The 15,014-nt window shown below is 63.7% G+C and carries 17 protein-coding genes; 10 read left to right on the forward strand and 7 right to left on the reverse strand.

Features of this window, described 5'->3' with window-relative positions; all coding sequences use genetic code 11:
• Positions 1-2: 2 nt before the first annotated feature.
• Complete coding sequence (locus AC56LU_RS21225; RefSeq protein ID WP_497177602.1) at positions 3-911, reverse strand: ABC transporter ATP-binding protein; 909 nt, start codon at positions 909-911, stop codon at positions 3-5.
• Between the two features lie 205 nt (positions 912-1,116).
• Between AC56LU_RS21225 and AC56LU_RS21230 the strand changes: the two genes are divergently transcribed.
• Entirely contained in the window at positions 1,117-1,527 is a 411-nt protein-coding gene (locus AC56LU_RS21230; RefSeq protein WP_497177603.1) for a hypothetical protein, read from the forward strand.
• Between the two features lie 100 nt (positions 1,528-1,627).
• A complete protein-coding gene (gene coq7 / locus AC56LU_RS21235) occupies positions 1,628-2,272 on the forward strand; it encodes a 2-polyprenyl-3-methyl-6-methoxy-1,4-benzoquinone monooxygenase (protein ID WP_497177604.1) in 645 nt (214 codons plus the stop codon).
• Positions 2,273-2,278: 6 nt separating this feature from the next.
• Here the strand turns inward: coq7 and AC56LU_RS21240 are convergent, their stop codons facing one another.
• The 4 genes from AC56LU_RS21240 to AC56LU_RS21255 all read right to left on the reverse strand — a co-directional run bounded on the left by AC56LU_RS21240 (position 2,279) and on the right by AC56LU_RS21255 (position 6,201).
• Entirely contained in the window at positions 2,279-2,701 is a 423-nt protein-coding gene (locus AC56LU_RS21240; protein ID WP_497177605.1) for an OsmC family protein, read from the reverse strand.
• Positions 2,702-2,799: 98 nt separating this feature from the next.
• Positions 2,800-3,984, reverse strand: coding sequence for an ABC transporter permease (locus AC56LU_RS21245; protein WP_497177606.1), 1,185 nt, complete (start codon positions 3,982-3,984; stop codon positions 2,800-2,802).
• Complete coding sequence (locus tag AC56LU_RS21250) at positions 3,981-4,712, reverse strand: ABC transporter ATP-binding protein (RefSeq protein ID WP_497177607.1); 732 nt, start codon at positions 4,710-4,712, stop codon at positions 3,981-3,983. Before AC56LU_RS21250 ends, AC56LU_RS21245 begins: the two co-directional genes overlap by 4 nt.
• 10 nt (positions 4,713-4,722) lie before the next feature.
• Positions 4,723-6,201 carry an alpha/beta fold hydrolase gene (locus AC56LU_RS21255; protein WP_497177608.1) on the reverse strand — a complete coding sequence of 493 codons (1,479 nt, stop codon included), beginning with the start codon at positions 6,199-6,201 and terminating at the stop codon, positions 4,723-4,725.
• Between the two features lie 296 nt (positions 6,202-6,497).
• Between AC56LU_RS21255 and rplM the strand changes: the two genes are divergently transcribed.
• From rplM to AC56LU_RS21275, 4 genes are all read left to right on the forward strand, one after another.
• The gene (gene rplM / locus AC56LU_RS21260) at positions 6,498-6,926 is read left to right on the forward strand and encodes a 50S ribosomal protein L13 (protein WP_224946249.1); all 429 of its coding nucleotides are present in this window, start codon (positions 6,498-6,500) and stop codon (positions 6,924-6,926) included.
• Between the two features lie 9 nt (positions 6,927-6,935).
• Entirely contained in the window at positions 6,936-7,328 is a 393-nt protein-coding gene (gene rpsI / locus AC56LU_RS21265; RefSeq protein ID WP_027865814.1) for a 30S ribosomal protein S9, read from the forward strand.
• Between the two features lie 219 nt (positions 7,329-7,547).
• Positions 7,548-8,294 carry a helix-turn-helix domain-containing protein gene (locus AC56LU_RS21270; RefSeq protein WP_497177609.1) on the forward strand — a complete coding sequence of 249 codons (747 nt, stop codon included), beginning with the start codon at positions 7,548-7,550 and terminating at the stop codon, positions 8,292-8,294.
• 11 nt (positions 8,295-8,305) lie between these two features.
• A complete protein-coding gene (locus AC56LU_RS21275) occupies positions 8,306-9,040 on the forward strand; it encodes a hypothetical protein (RefSeq protein ID WP_497177610.1) in 735 nt (244 codons plus the stop codon).
• Between the two features lie 24 nt (positions 9,041-9,064).
• Here AC56LU_RS21275 and AC56LU_RS21280 read toward each other — a convergent pair whose 3' ends face one another.
• On the reverse strand, positions 9,065-9,478 hold the full coding sequence (locus AC56LU_RS21280) for a BLUF domain-containing protein (RefSeq protein WP_497177611.1): 414 nt from the start codon (positions 9,476-9,478) through the stop codon (positions 9,065-9,067).
• Between the two features lie 296 nt (positions 9,479-9,774).
• On the opposite strand from AC56LU_RS21280, the gene argC reads away from it, so the two are divergent.
• The 3 genes from argC (at position 9,775) to erpA (ending at position 11,882) form a co-directional block, all read left to right on the forward strand.
• Positions 9,775-10,812: an N-acetyl-gamma-glutamyl-phosphate reductase gene (argC, locus tag AC56LU_RS21285; RefSeq protein ID WP_497177612.1), complete on the forward strand. Its 1,038-nt coding sequence runs from the start codon at positions 9,775-9,777 to the stop codon at positions 10,810-10,812.
• A 224-nt stretch (positions 10,813-11,036) separates the two neighbouring features.
• Positions 11,037-11,441 (forward strand): bactofilin family protein, encoded by a 405-nt coding sequence (locus AC56LU_RS21290; RefSeq protein WP_497177613.1) that lies wholly within the window; start codon positions 11,037-11,039, stop codon positions 11,439-11,441.
• Between the two features lie 72 nt (positions 11,442-11,513).
• Positions 11,514-11,882: an iron-sulfur cluster insertion protein ErpA gene (gene erpA, locus AC56LU_RS21295; protein WP_497177614.1), complete on the forward strand. Its 369-nt coding sequence runs from the start codon at positions 11,514-11,516 to the stop codon at positions 11,880-11,882.
• Positions 11,883-11,980: 98 nt separating this feature from the next.
• On the opposite strand, the gene AC56LU_RS21300 is transcribed toward erpA, so the two are convergent.
• Positions 11,981-13,078, reverse strand: coding sequence for an anhydro-N-acetylmuramic acid kinase (locus tag AC56LU_RS21300; RefSeq protein ID WP_497177615.1), 1,098 nt, complete (start codon positions 13,076-13,078; stop codon positions 11,981-11,983).
• Positions 13,079-13,389: 311 nt separating this feature from the next.
• Here AC56LU_RS21300 and AC56LU_RS21305 point away from each other — a divergent pair, with 311 nt between their 5' ends.
• Positions 13,390-15,006 (forward strand): methyl-accepting chemotaxis protein, encoded by a 1,617-nt coding sequence (locus tag AC56LU_RS21305; RefSeq protein WP_497177616.1) that lies wholly within the window; start codon positions 13,390-13,392, stop codon positions 15,004-15,006.
• Positions 15,007-15,014 lie beyond the last annotated feature (8 nt).

A 15,014-nucleotide genomic window follows, 5' to 3' on the forward strand; every position in this document is an offset into this window, starting at 1 on the left:
GCCTAGCAGTTCCCCGCGGCGGCGGTGGAGTTGGCCGCGAAGGGCGTGCCGGCGATGGTGGCGAAGTACACGTCTTCGAGGCTGGCGCGGGCCGGCTCGAAGCCGTCGCCCGGGTCGGTCTCGGCATACACGTGGATCAGGGTGCGGCCGGTGAGCAGGCGGGTCGATATCACCTGGTGGCGCTTCTGGAACACCGGCAGCTCCTGCTTGGTGACGATGCGCGCCCAGATGTAGTCTTCGATTTCGTAGGTCAGTTCCTGCGGGTCGCCGCACAGCAGCACATGGCCCTTGTGGATGATCGCCATGTTGGCGCACAGGTCGGCCACGTCGGACACGATGTGGGTCGACAGGATGACGGTCTTGTCCTCGCCGATCTCGGACAGCAGGTTGTGGAAGCGCACGCGCTCTTGCGGGTCGAGGCCGGCGGTGGGTTCGTCGACGATGATCAGGCGCGGGTCGCCCAGCAGGGCCTGGGCGATGCCGAAGCGCTGGCGCATGCCGCCCGAAAAGCCGCCGAGGCGCTGGTTGCGCACTTCCCACAGGTTGGTTTGCTGGAGCAGGCCGTCGACCACCTCGCGCCGGCGGTGCTTGTGCGACAGGCCCTTGAGCTGGGCGAAATGGTCGAGCAGTTCGTAAGCGGTCACTTTCGGGTAGACGCCGAAATCCTGCGGCAAGTAGCCGAGCATGCGGCGCACGTCGTCTTTTTCGTCCAGCACGTCGATGTCGTCCAGGAAGACCGAGCCCGAGTCGCATTCCTGCAGGGTGGCCAGGATCCGCATCAAGGTCGACTTGCCGGCGCCGTTCGGACCGAGCAGCCCGAACATCCCGGCGGGAATGTTCAGGGTGACACGGTCGAGCGCGACCACGCCATTGGCGTAGGTCTTCGACAAATTGCGGATCTTTAATTCCATGCCATGCTCCAAGCGTGCATATAAACCTTTTTCAACACTTGCATTGTATTAAATTGTCCCAGGGTCTGTGGCAACTCTGCGATGCACGGGCCGTTTGATGGCCCAGAATGCATAATCCGATGACAGGGCGCATGACGCAACGCATGAATACTTGCTCTAGACAAACATTGCTCGCGTAAAGATCGGAAACGTGGATAATGGCAGGATGAATAAGCTCATCCAGGACAAGCTGCTGGCACTGATGCGCGAGGGACGCGACCGGGTCGAATCCACCGACTGGTTCCGGGTGTCTCTGGGCCTGTACTACCTGGCGGCCCTGATGACCGAGGAAACGATCGACTTCAAGAAGGTCGACCGCGAGTTCAACCGCTTCCTCTACCACACGCTGGGCAAGGGACATACGATCACCAGCGTGCTTCAGTACATGAGCGGCGCGAAGGTGATGCCCACCGTCGAATCGGCGCGTTTCCTGGACGCCTTCCGGCGCCACTGCCCGGAAGTGCCGCCGGAGTCGATTCCCTTCCTGCTCGAGCTGAACCTGGGGGTGGCGAAGAACATTTCCGGACTGGAGGCGAGCGGGCCGCTGGCCGACTGGATCGCGCGTAGCAAGGACTGAAATTCCGAGCGGACTGAAATTCCGAGCGGCCAGGTATCCGGCGCGTGAGGCCGGGCACAACGCCTATAATGTTGTTTTCGAATATCGCACTGACAACATCATGAGCGCATACCGTTCCAACTCCTCCCTCGACGACATCATCGCCGGCTTCGACAAGGCCCTGCGCGTGGTCGGCGGCGTCGCCGCATCGTCGCGCCCGAACCCGGGCGCGCACGCCACCGACTGCGAAATGAATGACGACGAACGCCGCCACAGCGCCGGCCTGATGCGGGTGAACCATGTCGGGGAAGTGTGCGCGCAGGCCCTGTACGACTCGCAGGCGCGCTTCGGCAAGAGCCCGGCCATCCGCAAGCAGTTCGAGAAATCGGCGCGCGAGGAAGAAGACCACCTGGCCTGGACCGCCGAGCGCCTGTCCGAGCTGGGCTCGCAGCCGAGCCTGCTCAATCCGCTGTGGTATGCGGGTTCCTATGTATTGGGCAGCATCGCCGCCAAGCTGGGCGACCCGCACAGCCTGGGCTTCGTGGTCGAGACCGAGCGCCAGGTCGAGGCACACCTGAACCGCCACCTGGAGGACCTGCCGCCGCAGGACGCGAAGTCGCGTGCGATCGTGGAACAGATGCGGGTCGATGAAATCGCGCACGGCGCGAAGGCAGCGGCGCTGGGGGCGGCCGATACGCCGCTGCCGGTGCGGATCTTGATGACGGCGATGTCGAAGGTGATGACGACGACGGCGTATCACCTCTAAGCGGGCTTAGACCTCGACGATCTCTACAGAGTGCGTGATCTCGGCCGTCTTGGCCAGCATGATCGACGCCGAGCAGTACTTGTCATGCGACAGGCTCACCGCGCGCTCGACCGCCGCCGGTTTCAGGTTGCGCCCGGTGACCGTGAAGTGGAAGTTGATCTTCGTGAACACCTTCGGATCGGTCTCCGCGCGCTCGGCCTGCAGCGTGACGTCGCAGCCGCGCACGTCCTCGCGGCCGCGCTTGAGAATCAGGACCACGTCGTAGGCGGTGCAGCCGCCGGTGCCGACCAGCACCATCTCCATCGGGCGCGGCGCCAGGTTGTGGCCGCCGCCTTCCGGCGCGCCGTCCATGACCACCATGTGGCCGCTGCCGGTCTCGGCCCGAAAACTCATGCCCGACGGGCCGTTCCAGCTGACTTTCACTTCCATTCGATTTCTCCGCTGAGGTCTAGTGCTGGAGCATTGTAAAACGAAAAAGGGGACGCCTCTGCCGGCGCCCCCTTTTTGCGATCAAGGCCGGGACGGAATCACACGCCCAGCACGTAGCGTTCGCTCTTCATGCGCCAGCTCGAATAGGCGATGATCAGGGCCGCCGGAACCGCCGAACACAGGAAGGTCAGCAGGAAGGGCGTGGCGCCGACCTGGCCGGCCTTGGACATCTCGGTCACCAGGGTCTGGTTCGCCAGCATCGGCACCATGTACATCCACTGCGCGGTCTTTAGTTCCATGAAGGTGACCACCATGCCCGGGATGATCGGGACGATCAGCACGATGCTGAGCATGGTCTGCGCTTCCTTGAAGGACTTGGAGTTCATCGCCAGCGCGATATGCAGCGCGCCGCCCAGCAGCGCCAGCGGCGCCGTCACCAGGCACACCAGCAGCAGGTCGGCCCAGCGCAGGCTCCAGGTCATGCCGAGTTCCTCCAGCGGCAGCCAGCCCAGGATCAGGTGCGCCAGCATCAGTTCGAGCGTCACGCCGACGACGCCCAGCGTGCTCGCCGCCAGCCACTTGCCGCCGATGAGTTCCCAGGTCGTGGCCGGCTGGGCCATCAGCACTTCGAGCGAGCGGCGTTCGCGTTCGCCGGCGGTGCTGTCGACCGCCGCCGACATGCTCAGCATGAAGGCCGGGAAGAACAGGATGCCGATGATGCCGCCGATCAGGGCCGCGGAGCGCGACGCATTGGTGCCGGTGTCGTAGCGCTGCACCTGGATCGGCGACAGCGCCGCCGGCGACACGCCGTGCGCCAGCAGGCGCGCACTGGCGATGTTGGCGCCGTAGGCCTTCAGCACTTCCTCGATGTCGCTGCGCTGCCCGCCGGTGTCGGCGGCCGAGTCGTACCAGATCTCGACCCGTGCCGGGCGCATGGCGTAGTAATTTTCGGTGAAGTCTTCCGGCAGGCGCAGCACCGCCGCCACCTTCTTGGAGCGCAGCAGCTCGCCAATGGCGTCTTCGTCCATCGGCGCCGTCTCCTTGGCGGTGATGTTCTTCTGGCCCAGCTGCGCCATCAGGGTCGGCGCCTTGGCCCCGCCGATCACGGCCAGCTCGATGCCTTCGCGCTCGGTCTTGGTGCTTTTCTCGATCCCCTGGTGCAGCATGAAGCCGATCAGGGCCGGATAGAACAGCGTGAACATGGCGAGCATGCCGAGGGTGCGCTTGTCGCGCAGTGTCTCGCGCAGCTCTTTCCAGAAAATGACCCACAGCTTGGTTTTCATGCGATTCCTTCTTCGGTGCCGACCAGGTTGACGAAGGCGTCTTCCAGGTTGGTGATGCCGGTGCGCCGGCACAGTTCGTCGGGCGAGCCCTGGGCCACGGTGTGGCCGCCGGCGATGACGATCACGTCCTCGCACAGCGCGGTCACTTCCTGCATCACGTGGGTCGCCATGATCACGCAGCAGCCGTCGGCGCGCAGGGCGTTCAGGGCGGTGCGCAGGGCGCGCGTGCTCATCACGTCCAGGCCGCGGCTCGGCTCGTCGAGCAGCAGGTGGCGCGGTCGGTGCAGCAGCGTGCGCGCCAGCGCCACCTTGATGCGCTGGCCCTGCGAGAAGCCCTTGGTGCGGCGCTCGAGGATCTCTTCCATGCCCAGCAGTTCGGACACCTCGTCGATGCGCTTGCCGACGGCGGCGCGCGTCATGCCGTTCAGTTCCCCGAAGTAGACGAGGTATTCGCGCGTGCTCAGGCGCTCGTACAGCCCGAACTGGTCGGTCAGGAAACCGATGTTGCGGCGCACCTCCATCGGATTCTTTTCCGGATCGACGCCGTCGATCGAGATGCTGCCATGGTCGCGCTTGAGCAGCCCGACCAGGGTGCGCAGCAGGGTGGTCTTGCCGGCGCCGTTGGGGCCGAGCAGCGCGGTGATCTGGCCATCGCGCGCGGTGAAGCTGACGCCGCCCAGCGCCTGGACGGCGCCGAACTTCTTGCGTACATCGTGAACTTCGATCATGTTCTGTGCCTTATGGTTGCGGGCCGGCGCCGCCGAGCTGGAAGGTGGGGGGCGGAATCTCTTTCAGGCAGCTGGCGTCCAGCTTGTCCTGCGGCTTGTCCAGGAAGGCGCGCAGCAGGCGCGGCGCGCAGCCGAGCTGCGAGACGCCGTGGCCGACATTGTCGACCACCACGTGCTGGGCGCGGCTCATGTACTTGGCCGCGCTCTCGGCGCGGCGCGGCGCCGTGACCGGATCGAGCGCGCCGGACAGCAGCAGGGTCGGTGCGTCGATGCGCGCCGGCTCCTTGTACGGAACGGCCGGTACGTTCATCTGCTTGCAGAAGGCCGGCATCTGCCGGGCCAGCGACTTGGTGAGCTTGCCGGCATCCTGCGCCATCAGCTCGGGCGTCAGGCGCGGCACGTCTTCGGCGCAGACCACGGCCAGGTGCATCAGCATCGCGAGCTGGCCGGAGCTGCCGAAATCGCCGGCGATGTTCTGGCGCGCGACGAAGGGCTGCCAGCGTCCCTGCGAGGCGTTATGGATCAGGAAGGGCAGGCGGCGCGCATCCGCCGGCGAGTACAGGATGCCGTGCACGGTGCCGAGGAAGCGCGCGGCGGTCATGGTGACCTCGAGCGGCTGCGCGGTGCGTGGATTGGGCAGCGTGACGCGCACCGGGTTGGCCTCGAGCTTCGCCACCAGGGCGTTTAACTGCGCCCGCACGTTCGGGAAGGCCTTGTTGCAGGCGGCATCGGCGGCGCATTGCGCGAACATCTTGTCGAGCGCGGCGTGGGCGTCGCGGGCGCCGGCCTGGATCACCTGGTCGGGCGCGGCGACGCCGTCCAGCACCATGCTGCGCACGCTGGAAGGATACAGGCGTGCATAGGCCTGGCCGAGGCGGGTGCCATAGGAGCCGCCCCAGACATTCACCGCGCCATAGCCGAATGCACGGCGCACCAGCTCGATGTCGCGGGCCGACGCGTCGGTGGTGTAGGCGCTCCATTGGACCTTGGTGGCGGCGATGCAGGCGAGCGCCTCGGCATTGAGCTGTTCTTCGCTCATGCTCTCGTGCTCGGGCTTGCTCTTGCAGTCGAGTTTCCCCGAACGGCCGGTGCCGCGCTGGTCGATGAACACGATGTCGCGGGTGGCGCGCACGCGGGTGAAGGCGGTGGTGAGCAGGCCGGCCACTTCGCTGCCGGCTTCGCCGGGTCCGCCGGCCAGCACGAACACGGGGTCGCCCCGCGTGCCCTGGCGATGCGCCGGGGCGATCGTGACATGCAGTTTCAGCTTGGCGCCGGCCGGCTTGGCATGGTCGAGCGGAACCTCGATGCTGCCGCAGCGCAGGGTGGCGGTCACGCCGGGCAGATGGCAGTTGCGGGTGGCGGCTGCGGGCTTGGCGCCGGCTGCGGCGTCACCGGGCGCAGCCGCGGCGGCCGTCGATGCTGCGAGCCAGAGGGCGGCGACGGGCAGTAAGGTGGGCAACAACGCGGGGAGTAACGATCTTGTCTTCACACAATCTCCTCAAAGGATGCTTGCATAGTAGATTCGCATCGTTTTAATGGTCAATCGATAAGTTGCACCATCGCATGAAATTATGCGAGCCGGGAGGGCTATGTCAGGGAAGAAAGAAATAGATGGGGGAAGGGCGCGGAAAATGCGACAGCGGGCGCTGGGCGCATTGACGGGTTGGCCCCGGTTCGGCTATCATCGTGGGCTTTCCCTTTGCTCGGGGAAGATAATAAGGCAGAGTCCGCTGCAGCAAGGGCGGAACCACCACAGTGAGCATTTAACTTATTTAGGAAGTCATCATGAAAACTTTTTCCGCTAAGGGCCATGAAGTCCAGCGCGACTGGTTGGTGATTGACGCGACGGACTTGGTCCTCGGACGTGTTGCCAGCGAAGTGGCACTCCGACTGCGCGGCAAGCACAAGCCGGAGTTCACTCCGCACGTCGATACCGGCGACTACATCATCGTCGTCAATGCAGGCAAGCTGCGCGTGACCGGCACCAAGGCCACCCAGAAGACCTACTACCGTCACTCGGGCTACCCGGGCGGTATCTACGAAACTAACTTCCTGAAAATGCAACAGCGCTTCCCGGGCCGTGCCCTGGAAAAGGCTGTCAAAGGCATGCTGCCGAAGGGCCCGCTGGGCTATGCAATGATCAAGAAGCTGAAAGTGTACGCGGAAGGTTCGCACCCGCACGCAGCACAGCAACCACAAGCACTGACCCTCTAAGGAACTGACATGATCGGTAACTACAACTACGGCACCGGCCGTCGCAAGAGTGCAGTCGCTCGCGTGTTCATCAAAGCCGGCACCGGCCTGATCGTCGTGAACGGCAAGCCTGCGAACGAATACTTCTCGCGTGAGACCGGCCTGATGGTCATCCGCCAGCCGCTGGAACTGACCGGCAACGTCGAGCGTTTCGACATCAAGGTCAACGTGCACGGTGGTGGTGAGTCGGGCCAGGCAGGCGCCGTCCGCCACGGCATCACCCGCGCCCTGATCGACTACGACGCAGGCCTCAAGGGCGACCTGGCACGTGCCGGTTTCGTCACCCGTGACGCCCGTGAAGTCGAGCGTAAGAAAGTCGGCCTGCGTAAAGCACGCCGCGCAAAGCAGTTCTCGAAGCGTTAATTCGTCTCAAGCTGCTGGCAGCGCCTTCGGGCGCTGGCTGCGAAAGCCGTCCTCCGCAAGGTGGGCGGCTTTTTGCTTTTACGGGGCCTTTTCCGCGCGTTCCATGCGCTCTGGGTAAGGCGCCGTCGGATTCTTCATTATTCGCCGATATTCATCTTCCAAGTCATGCATGAATAGCCAAGAATACGACCATTCCATTGACGTTCAGGAAAGGTTGATATGAATTTTGGCGAAAGACTCAAGGCGATCAGGACCGACAAGGGCCTGACCCAACCGCAGTTCGCGCAACTGGCGGGCATCGAGCAATCCTATTTATCGAAACTGGAAAACGACAAGTCGGTGCCCTCGGCCGAGATGTTTTCCACCATCCTCGCGGCCCTGGAGATGGATGCGGCAAGCTTCCTGCAGGAGGTGGACAAGAGCGTGCTCGACACCACCCTGCGCCATATTCCCGCGGTGACCCAGTTCACTGCCGGCGAAGTGGCGGTGCAGGTCCACTATACGAAGCGCTGGCTGTTCGGTTCGGCGGCGGCGTGGATCCTCGGCTTTGCCATGATGCTGGCGGCGAATGACGGCATTTTCTTCTCGAACAAGCTCTACAAGTATGCTTCGCCGGGCGTGATCCGTGCCGGCGAAGCGGAGAACATCTTCACCACCTGGAGGGCAATCCTTGCCCAGCAGCTAGTCGCCAAGACCATCACGGTCGAGGACATGGGGAAACAGTCGGCGGACTTCCTGGCAAAACGGGAGCGCCCGCTGACCGTGGAGTGGCCGGACAGCCGCGGCACGGTGTATTACGAGGCGGTGGAAGACGGACGGCGCCGCTTCGAACTGGTCGATACAAAATACATTGAACCAGAGGGCAACCGCATCCTGCAGTACCTCGGCGCGATCGTGCTTTTCAGCGGCTTTGTCGGCCTGTTCATCGAGTGGCGGCTGCGCCGTCTGAAAAACAAACACAAATAAGGAAGACCCCCATGTCGCAGATCCGAACCTTCTTCGCCGGCGCCACCACCATGGCCGCGGCCCTGGCCGCCATCATGACCCTGAGCGGCGCCGGTAACCCGGCCCGGCGCGCCAGCTTCGACGAGATCACCGTCGGGCGCATCAACATCGTCGAACCGGACGGCACCAAGCGCATGATCATCTCCAACAAGGCCCAGTTTCCGGGCGACTTCATGCAAGGGAAGGAGGGCGCACGCCCGGACCGCCGCAGCTTTGCCGGCATGTTGTTCATCAACGAGGAAGGCACCGAGAACGGCGGTCTGATCCAGAAGGGCAGCATCGGCGCCGATGGCAAGATCGCGTCCGGCCTGTCGCTCACCTTCGACCGTTTCCGCCAGGACCAGGCCGTGCAGCTGATGAACAACGACAGCGCCGACCACCAGATGAGCGGCCTGAAGATCAATGACGTGCCCTATCACGGCCTTACTTCGATCGGCGACATCCGGCGCTTCCGCGAGGAGAGCGCCAAGCTTCCGCAAGCCGAGCAAAGGGCTTACTGGAACAAACTGGCGGACGAAGGACGCCTGGGCCAGAACCGCATCTGGCTCGGCAACACCGGTAGCAAGGGCTCGGCGCTCCAGCTCAAGGACGCCAAGGGCAGGACGCGCATGATGCTGCTGGTCTCGGCCGACGGCAAGGCGGAAATCCAGATGCTGGACGAGCAGGGCAAGGTCAGCAAATCGATCACGCCCGGCTCGGTGGACTGACGGTGCGGCGACCGCCAGGGGCGGTCAGCTGCGGAAGATCTTCAGCAGGGTCGCGGCCGGCGACGCCGCGCCGATCTTGCGGTCGCTGCGCGCGGCGTCGATGACCTCGACCAGCTCCTCGTACTTGTCGGCCTGCCGGTCGTCGAGGTTGATCATGTTCATGGTCCAGCGCGGGAAGGTGCGGAACTTGGCCGGTTCGTTGTACAGCACCCGCGAATGCTTGTGGCGCGGATCCTGTTCGATCTTGTCGTAGAGCGTGGCGAGCGTCGGCGCCGGGCCCTCCAGCACCTGCAGGAACCAGCCGCCGTTGTAGAACAGGCTGCCGGTGACGTCGATGTGCTGGTTATTCGCCTGGGCGGTGGCCTGGATGGCGCGCAGTTCATCGGCGGAAACCTTGCGGACAGACTGGCTGAGATAGACGAGCTGGTGGATGGACATGGGTCTGGTCGTGGTAAGGGTTGATCGGAAAGAAACGTTCAACCCTCACTTTATATCAGGAATTTGTTTCCGCAAGGAACCTTTCTCGCTATTGTCCCGACATTTCCGGTTCATCACCAGTTCATTAATCGGCTTGTGCCTGCAAATATTATTTGCATTTCTGCCAATTAATGCAAATTTCCTGTGCATCCTGTGCGAGGCGCGGTGGCGCACGCATTTTTCATGACTGTTAGAATTGCACACCCGTGCAGCTTCGTCCTGCCGATCTCATTTTTTATCTCACTAAGGAACAGAACATGATCAAAGTTGGCATCGTTGGCGGAACCGGATACACGGGCGTGGAATTGCTGCGGCTGTTGGCCGTGCATCCCGACGTGCAGCTGACCGCGATCACCTCGCGCAAGGAAGACGGCCTGCCGGTGGCCGACATGTTCCCCTCGCTGCGCGGCGTCGTCGACCTGGCCTTCTCGAGCCCGGACAAGGCCGACCTGAGCCAGTGCGACGTGGTGTTCTTCGCCACCCCGCACGGTGTCGCCATGGCGCAAGCCCCGGCGCTGCTGGCGGCCGGCGTCAAGGTGATCGACCTGGCGGCCGACTTCCGCCTGAAAGACCAGGCCACGTTCGAGAAGTGGTACAAGATCCCGCATACCGCCCCGGAACTGATCGAAGAAGCCGTGTACGGCCTGCCGGAACTGAACCGCGAAGATATCAAGAAGGCACGCCTGATCGCCAACCCGGGCTGCTACCCGACCACCATGCAGATCGGCTTCTACCCGCTGCTCAAGGCCGGCATCATCGACGCGGGCAACCTGATCGCCGACGCCAAGTCGGGCGTCTCGGGCGCCGGCCGCAAGGCCGAGATCGGCACGCTGTTCTCGGAATCCAGCGATAATTTCAAGGCCTACGGCGTGCATGGCCACCGCCACACGCCGGAAACCTCGGCCCAGCTGGCGCGCTTCACCGAGCAGAAGGTCGGCCTGATCTTCACCCCGCACCTGGTGCCGATGATCCGCGGCATGCACGCAACCCTGTACGCGCGCCTGACGCAGGACATCGACGACGCGGCGCTGCAGGCCCTGTTCGAAGATGCCTACAAGGACAGCCAATTCGTGGACGTGATGCCCTTCGGCTCGCATCCGGAAACCCGGTCGACCCGCGGCTCGAACATGCTGCGCCTGGCGCTGCACCGTCCGGAAGGCGGCAACACCGTCGTTATCCTGGTGGTGCAGGACAACCTGATGAAAGGCGCGGCCGGCCAGGCCGTGCAGTGCATGAACATCATGTTCGGCCTCGACGAAGCGACCGGCCTGAAGCAGATCGCGCTGCTGCCCTGATTCCGGGGAATCGCGCTGTACCGAACGGCCGCATGCGATGCGGCCGTTTTTACGTCCAGGCCCGACGCGCGGCGCGACCCGCCGTGTGTTGGATTGCTGAATCGCATTCCTGCCAAGCCGATCTAGATCAACGCCACTCTTGTTGAGAACGGTAAATTGACCGATGCACAGGTTGATTTCAGCGCTGCGGCGAATCCGCTGGCGTCCTACTGGAGAGGTGGAACATGTTCGGTCGACAAGTAAAAAGCGAGATTGACAGCCTGGTCGGCATCTCGGCCCGCATCGAGGGCGACCTGTGCTTTACCGGCGGCCTGCGCATCGACGGCGAGGTACATGGCAACGTGGTTGCGGCCGACGGCGCCGACAGCATGCTGATCGTATCCGAACATGCGCGGATCGAGGGCGAGGTGCGCTGCACCAGCCTGGTGGTCAACGGCTATATCGCGGGATCGGTATATTCGTCAGAACTGCTTGAAATACAGCCAAAAGGCCGCATACATGGTGATGTCCATTACCGCTTGCTCGAGATGCACGGCGGCGCCCTCGTGACCGGAAAACTGACCCACGAACCCGCAGGCGAGCCGGTGTTTCATCTAGCCGACGCCGAGGCCGGCGTAGCGGCCGGGTAAGCAGCATGAGTTGCGCCAAGGGTCTATAATGGACACCATAGCGTAATTCACGTATTTCACCAGGAGTGTTTCATGACCGCAGTCGCCGAAGTGCAAGAGCACGACACGATCCCCGTCCCGATCAACTTCACCGACAGCGCCGCAGATAAGGTTGCACAGCTGATCGAGGAAGAAGGCAATCCCGACCTCAAGCTGCGCGTCTTCGTGCAGGGCGGCGGTTGCTCCGGTTTCCAGTATGGCTTCACGTTTGACGAAATCGTCAACGAAGACGACACCACGATGGAAAAGAACGGCGTCCAGCTGCTGATCGACTCGATGAGCTACCAGTACCTGGTCGGCGCCGAGATCGACTACAAGGACGACCTCGAAGGCGCCCAGTTCGTCATCAAGAACCCGAACGCCACCTCGACCTGCGGTTGCGGTTCGTCGTTCTCCGCCTGAACCTTCCCCCAGGCCGCCCGGTGCGCCGGGCAGTCGACGGCCCGGTTCATCCGGGCCGTTCCTTTTAGAGGGCCCGGCTTGTCCGGGCTCTTTGCTGTTTACGCGGGATAGAGTGCGCCCAGGATGCGTGGGCCGCGCGCCCCGGTGACGGCCGGCAGGTTGCCCGGCTGGCGCTCCATGAAACGGTAGCCGAGCCAGGCAAAGGCCAGCGCCTCGACCCGGTTCGGGGCGATGCCCAGCGCCGCCGTCGATTCCACCCGCACACCGCCGAGCGCACTGCCGATCTCGCGCAGCAGGCTCGCGTTATAGGCGCCGCCGCCGCACACGTACACCCCATCCACCGCCGTCCCCTCGCCGCGGATGGCGTCGGCGATCGCCACTGCCGTGAGGCGGGTCAGTGTCGCCATGACATCGGCCGGCGCCAACGCCTCGAATCCCTTCAGCTTGCCGTCCAGCCAAGTGTCGTGGAACAGGTCGCGCCCGGTGCTCTTGGGCGCCGGCTGGCGGAAATAGGGCTCGTCCAGCAGCGCCGCCAGGAGCGCCGCGTTCACGCTGCCGCTAGCGGCCCAGGCGCCGTCCTCGTCGTAGGCCTTGCCCAGGTGACGGCCGATCCACAGATCCATCAGCACATTGCCCGGGCCGGTATCGAAACCGGTGACGCGGCCATCGCCATGCAGCACGCTGATGTTGCCGATTCCGCCGATGTTCACCACGACCCGCGCCGTGCCCGGCTTGCCGAAGGCGGCCTCGTGGAAGGCCGGCACCAGCGGCGCGCCCTCGCCGCCGGCGGCGACATCGCGGCTGCGGAAGTCGGCGATCACATCGATCCCGACCAATTCGGCCAGCAGGGCGGGGTTATTGGTCTGGCGCGTAAAGCCCAGTTCCGGGCGGTGGCGGATGGTCTGGCCATGTACGGCCACTGCGGCCACACCCGCGCTAGCGGCGGGCAACAGCTGGCGCACGCAGTCGGCGTAGCACAGGGCCAGGCCGTTGGCGGCCAGCGCTTCGCGCTCGAGCTCGTTCTCGCTGGCGGCCTGCAGGGCCATCAACTCGCCGCGCAGCGCTTCGGGGAAGGGCGTGAAGGCGGCCGCAATCGTGCGGATGCCGCCGCCGGCGAAGTCGGCCAGTACGCCATCCACGCCGTCGAGGCTGGTGCCGGACATCAGGCCGATATATAGGGACGAGGTCTCGCTCATGTGTTTCTCCTTATGGGGCGACCGAACGGTGGTGCGCCGACCAGCATACTAAACGCTCGCGTTCTTATACGAAAGCTTGTCCAATATGAACTATTGGCAAATAGTTCAACGCGGATATCACATTATTATTAAACCGTTGTTTTTAAACGTCTTTATGTTAATGAGCAGTTCACTTTCTGTCTACTTGCAGTATTTTTTTATGGCAAGCTAAGTTGATTAGAGTAAATTCTCTAGACAGGACGCGAACGCTTGACCAACCGGCCGACGTTTCCGGCATATCGCCCCAACGCTTATCGTTTTGCAGGATGAACATGAAATTCAATAACTTGAACATCGGTACCCGGCTCGGCAGCGCCTTCGCCGTGATCCTCGTGCTCGCCGCGGTCATGCTGGGGACTGCCTTGTGGCAGCTCGGCCGTATTGCCGACGCCAAGGCCGTCATGACGGCCACGACACATAAGTCCGATCTTGCTGCCCAGTGGCTGCAGGGCATCGCAACCAACAGCGTCCGGACTATCGCAAAAATCAAAAGCACTGATCCGGCCGACGATGCGTACTATGACCAGGAAATGAAGGCGGTGAGCGCTGGCGTGACCAAGGTTCAGAAAGAGCTCGAGGCGCTGGTCGAAAGCGAACAGGGCAAGGCGCGCCTGAAGGCGGTGGCCGATCAGCGCAAGAAATATGTTGCGACGCGCGACGAGGCCTTCCGCCGCAAGGCCGAACCGGACGTGGACCATGCCCAGCTCACCGACAAAGTCATTCCGGAGATGAAAAAGTATGTGGGCACGGTGGAAGAGGTCGTGGCCTACCAGGGCAGGCTGTTCGCCGAAGCGAACGCGCGCATCGACGCATTGCAGGCGAGCGCACAACAGCTGCTGGTCGGCATGGGTATCGCTGCGCTGGCATGCGGCGCGCTGTTCGCCCTGTTCCTGACCCGAAGCATCACCCGCCCACTGGCCCATGCCGTCGCACTTGCCGAGCAGGTTGCCTCGCGCGACCTGACCGCCGACATCCAGGTATCGAGCCGCGATGAAGTCGGCCAGCTGCTGTCGGCGCTCAAGCGCATGAACGACAGCCTGCTCACGACGGTGAACGAAGTACGCGCCGGCACCGAGACCATTGTCAGCGCCTCGCAGCAGATCGCTTCGGGCAATCTCGACCTGTCTGCCCGTACCGAGCAGCAGGCCGGCTCGCTCGAAGAGACGGCCTCGTCGATGGAAGAGCTGACCAGCTCGGTCCGACTGAATGCCGATAATGCACGCCAGGCCAATACCCTGGCACAGGCGGCCTCCGAGATTGCCGTGCGCGGCGGTCAGGTGGTGTCGCAAGTCGTGACCACCATGGAATCGATCAACGCGTCCTCGAAGAAGATCGGCGACATCATCGCAGTGATCGACGGCATCGCCTTCCAGACGAATATCCTGGCGCTCAATGCCGCGGTGGAAGCGGCACGCGCCGGCGAACAGGGCAGGGGCTTTGCCGTCGTCGCCTCCGAAGTGCGCAACCTGGCGCAACGTTCGGCGGGTGCGGCCAAGGAAATCCGCAGCCTGATCACGGATTCGGTGCAAAAAGTGGATGCCGGCGGGCGCCTGGTCGACGAGGCCGGTGCAACCATGCAGGAAATCGTCCAGGGCATCACGCGCGTCACCGACGTCATGGCCGAAATCACCTCGGCCAGCGCCGAGCAGGCGCTCGGCATCGAGCAGGTCAATGCCGCGATCACCCAGATGGACGACGTCACGCAACAGAATGCCGCGCTGGTCGAAGAAGCGGCCGCGGCGGCCGCATCGATGCAGGACCAGGCGAGCTCGCTGGCCGCGCTGGTGAATACCTTCACGGTCGACGCCGCCCCTGCGCCTGCGCGCATGCCGGTGTCCGTCCAGCCATCGGGCGAGCGCTCGCTGCGCCTGGGTCTCGCTACGGCCTGAGCGGGCGG

This window comes from Telluria sp. PB2R4, from assembly GCF_059685695.1.

Coding starts and splice junctions, on each gene's coding strand:
- AC56LU_RS21225 (WP_497177602.1), bottom strand. CDS start 911: ATGGAATTAAAGATCCGCAATTTGTCGAAGACCTACGCCAATGGCGTG.
- AC56LU_RS21230 (WP_497177603.1), top strand. CDS start 1,117: ATGAATAAGCTCATCCAGGACAAGCTGCTGGCACTGATGCGCGAGGGA.
- coq7 (WP_497177604.1), top strand. CDS start 1,628: ATGAGCGCATACCGTTCCAACTCCTCCCTCGACGACATCATCGCCGGC.
- AC56LU_RS21240 (WP_497177605.1), bottom strand. CDS start 2,701: ATGGAAGTGAAAGTCAGCTGGAACGGCCCGTCGGGCATGAGTTTTCGG.
- AC56LU_RS21245 (WP_497177606.1), bottom strand. CDS start 3,984: ATGAAAACCAAGCTGTGGGTCATTTTCTGGAAAGAGCTGCGCGAGACA.
- AC56LU_RS21250 (WP_497177607.1), bottom strand. CDS start 4,712: ATGATCGAAGTTCACGATGTACGCAAGAAGTTCGGCGCCGTCCAGGCG.
- rplM (WP_224946249.1), top strand. CDS start 6,498: ATGAAAACTTTTTCCGCTAAGGGCCATGAAGTCCAGCGCGACTGGTTG.
- rpsI (WP_027865814.1), top strand. CDS start 6,936: ATGATCGGTAACTACAACTACGGCACCGGCCGTCGCAAGAGTGCAGTC.
- AC56LU_RS21270 (WP_497177609.1), top strand. CDS start 7,548: ATGAATTTTGGCGAAAGACTCAAGGCGATCAGGACCGACAAGGGCCTG.
- AC56LU_RS21275 (WP_497177610.1), top strand. CDS start 8,306: ATGTCGCAGATCCGAACCTTCTTCGCCGGCGCCACCACCATGGCCGCG.
- AC56LU_RS21280 (WP_497177611.1), bottom strand. CDS start 9,478: ATGTCCATCCACCAGCTCGTCTATCTCAGCCAGTCTGTCCGCAAGGTT.
- argC (WP_497177612.1), top strand. CDS start 9,775: ATGATCAAAGTTGGCATCGTTGGCGGAACCGGATACACGGGCGTGGAA.
- AC56LU_RS21290 (WP_497177613.1), top strand. CDS start 11,037: ATGTTCGGTCGACAAGTAAAAAGCGAGATTGACAGCCTGGTCGGCATC.
- erpA (WP_497177614.1), top strand. CDS start 11,514: ATGACCGCAGTCGCCGAAGTGCAAGAGCACGACACGATCCCCGTCCCG.
- AC56LU_RS21300 (WP_497177615.1), bottom strand. CDS start 13,078: ATGAGCGAGACCTCGTCCCTATATATCGGCCTGATGTCCGGCACCAGC.
- AC56LU_RS21305 (WP_497177616.1), top strand. CDS start 13,390: ATGAAATTCAATAACTTGAACATCGGTACCCGGCTCGGCAGCGCCTTC.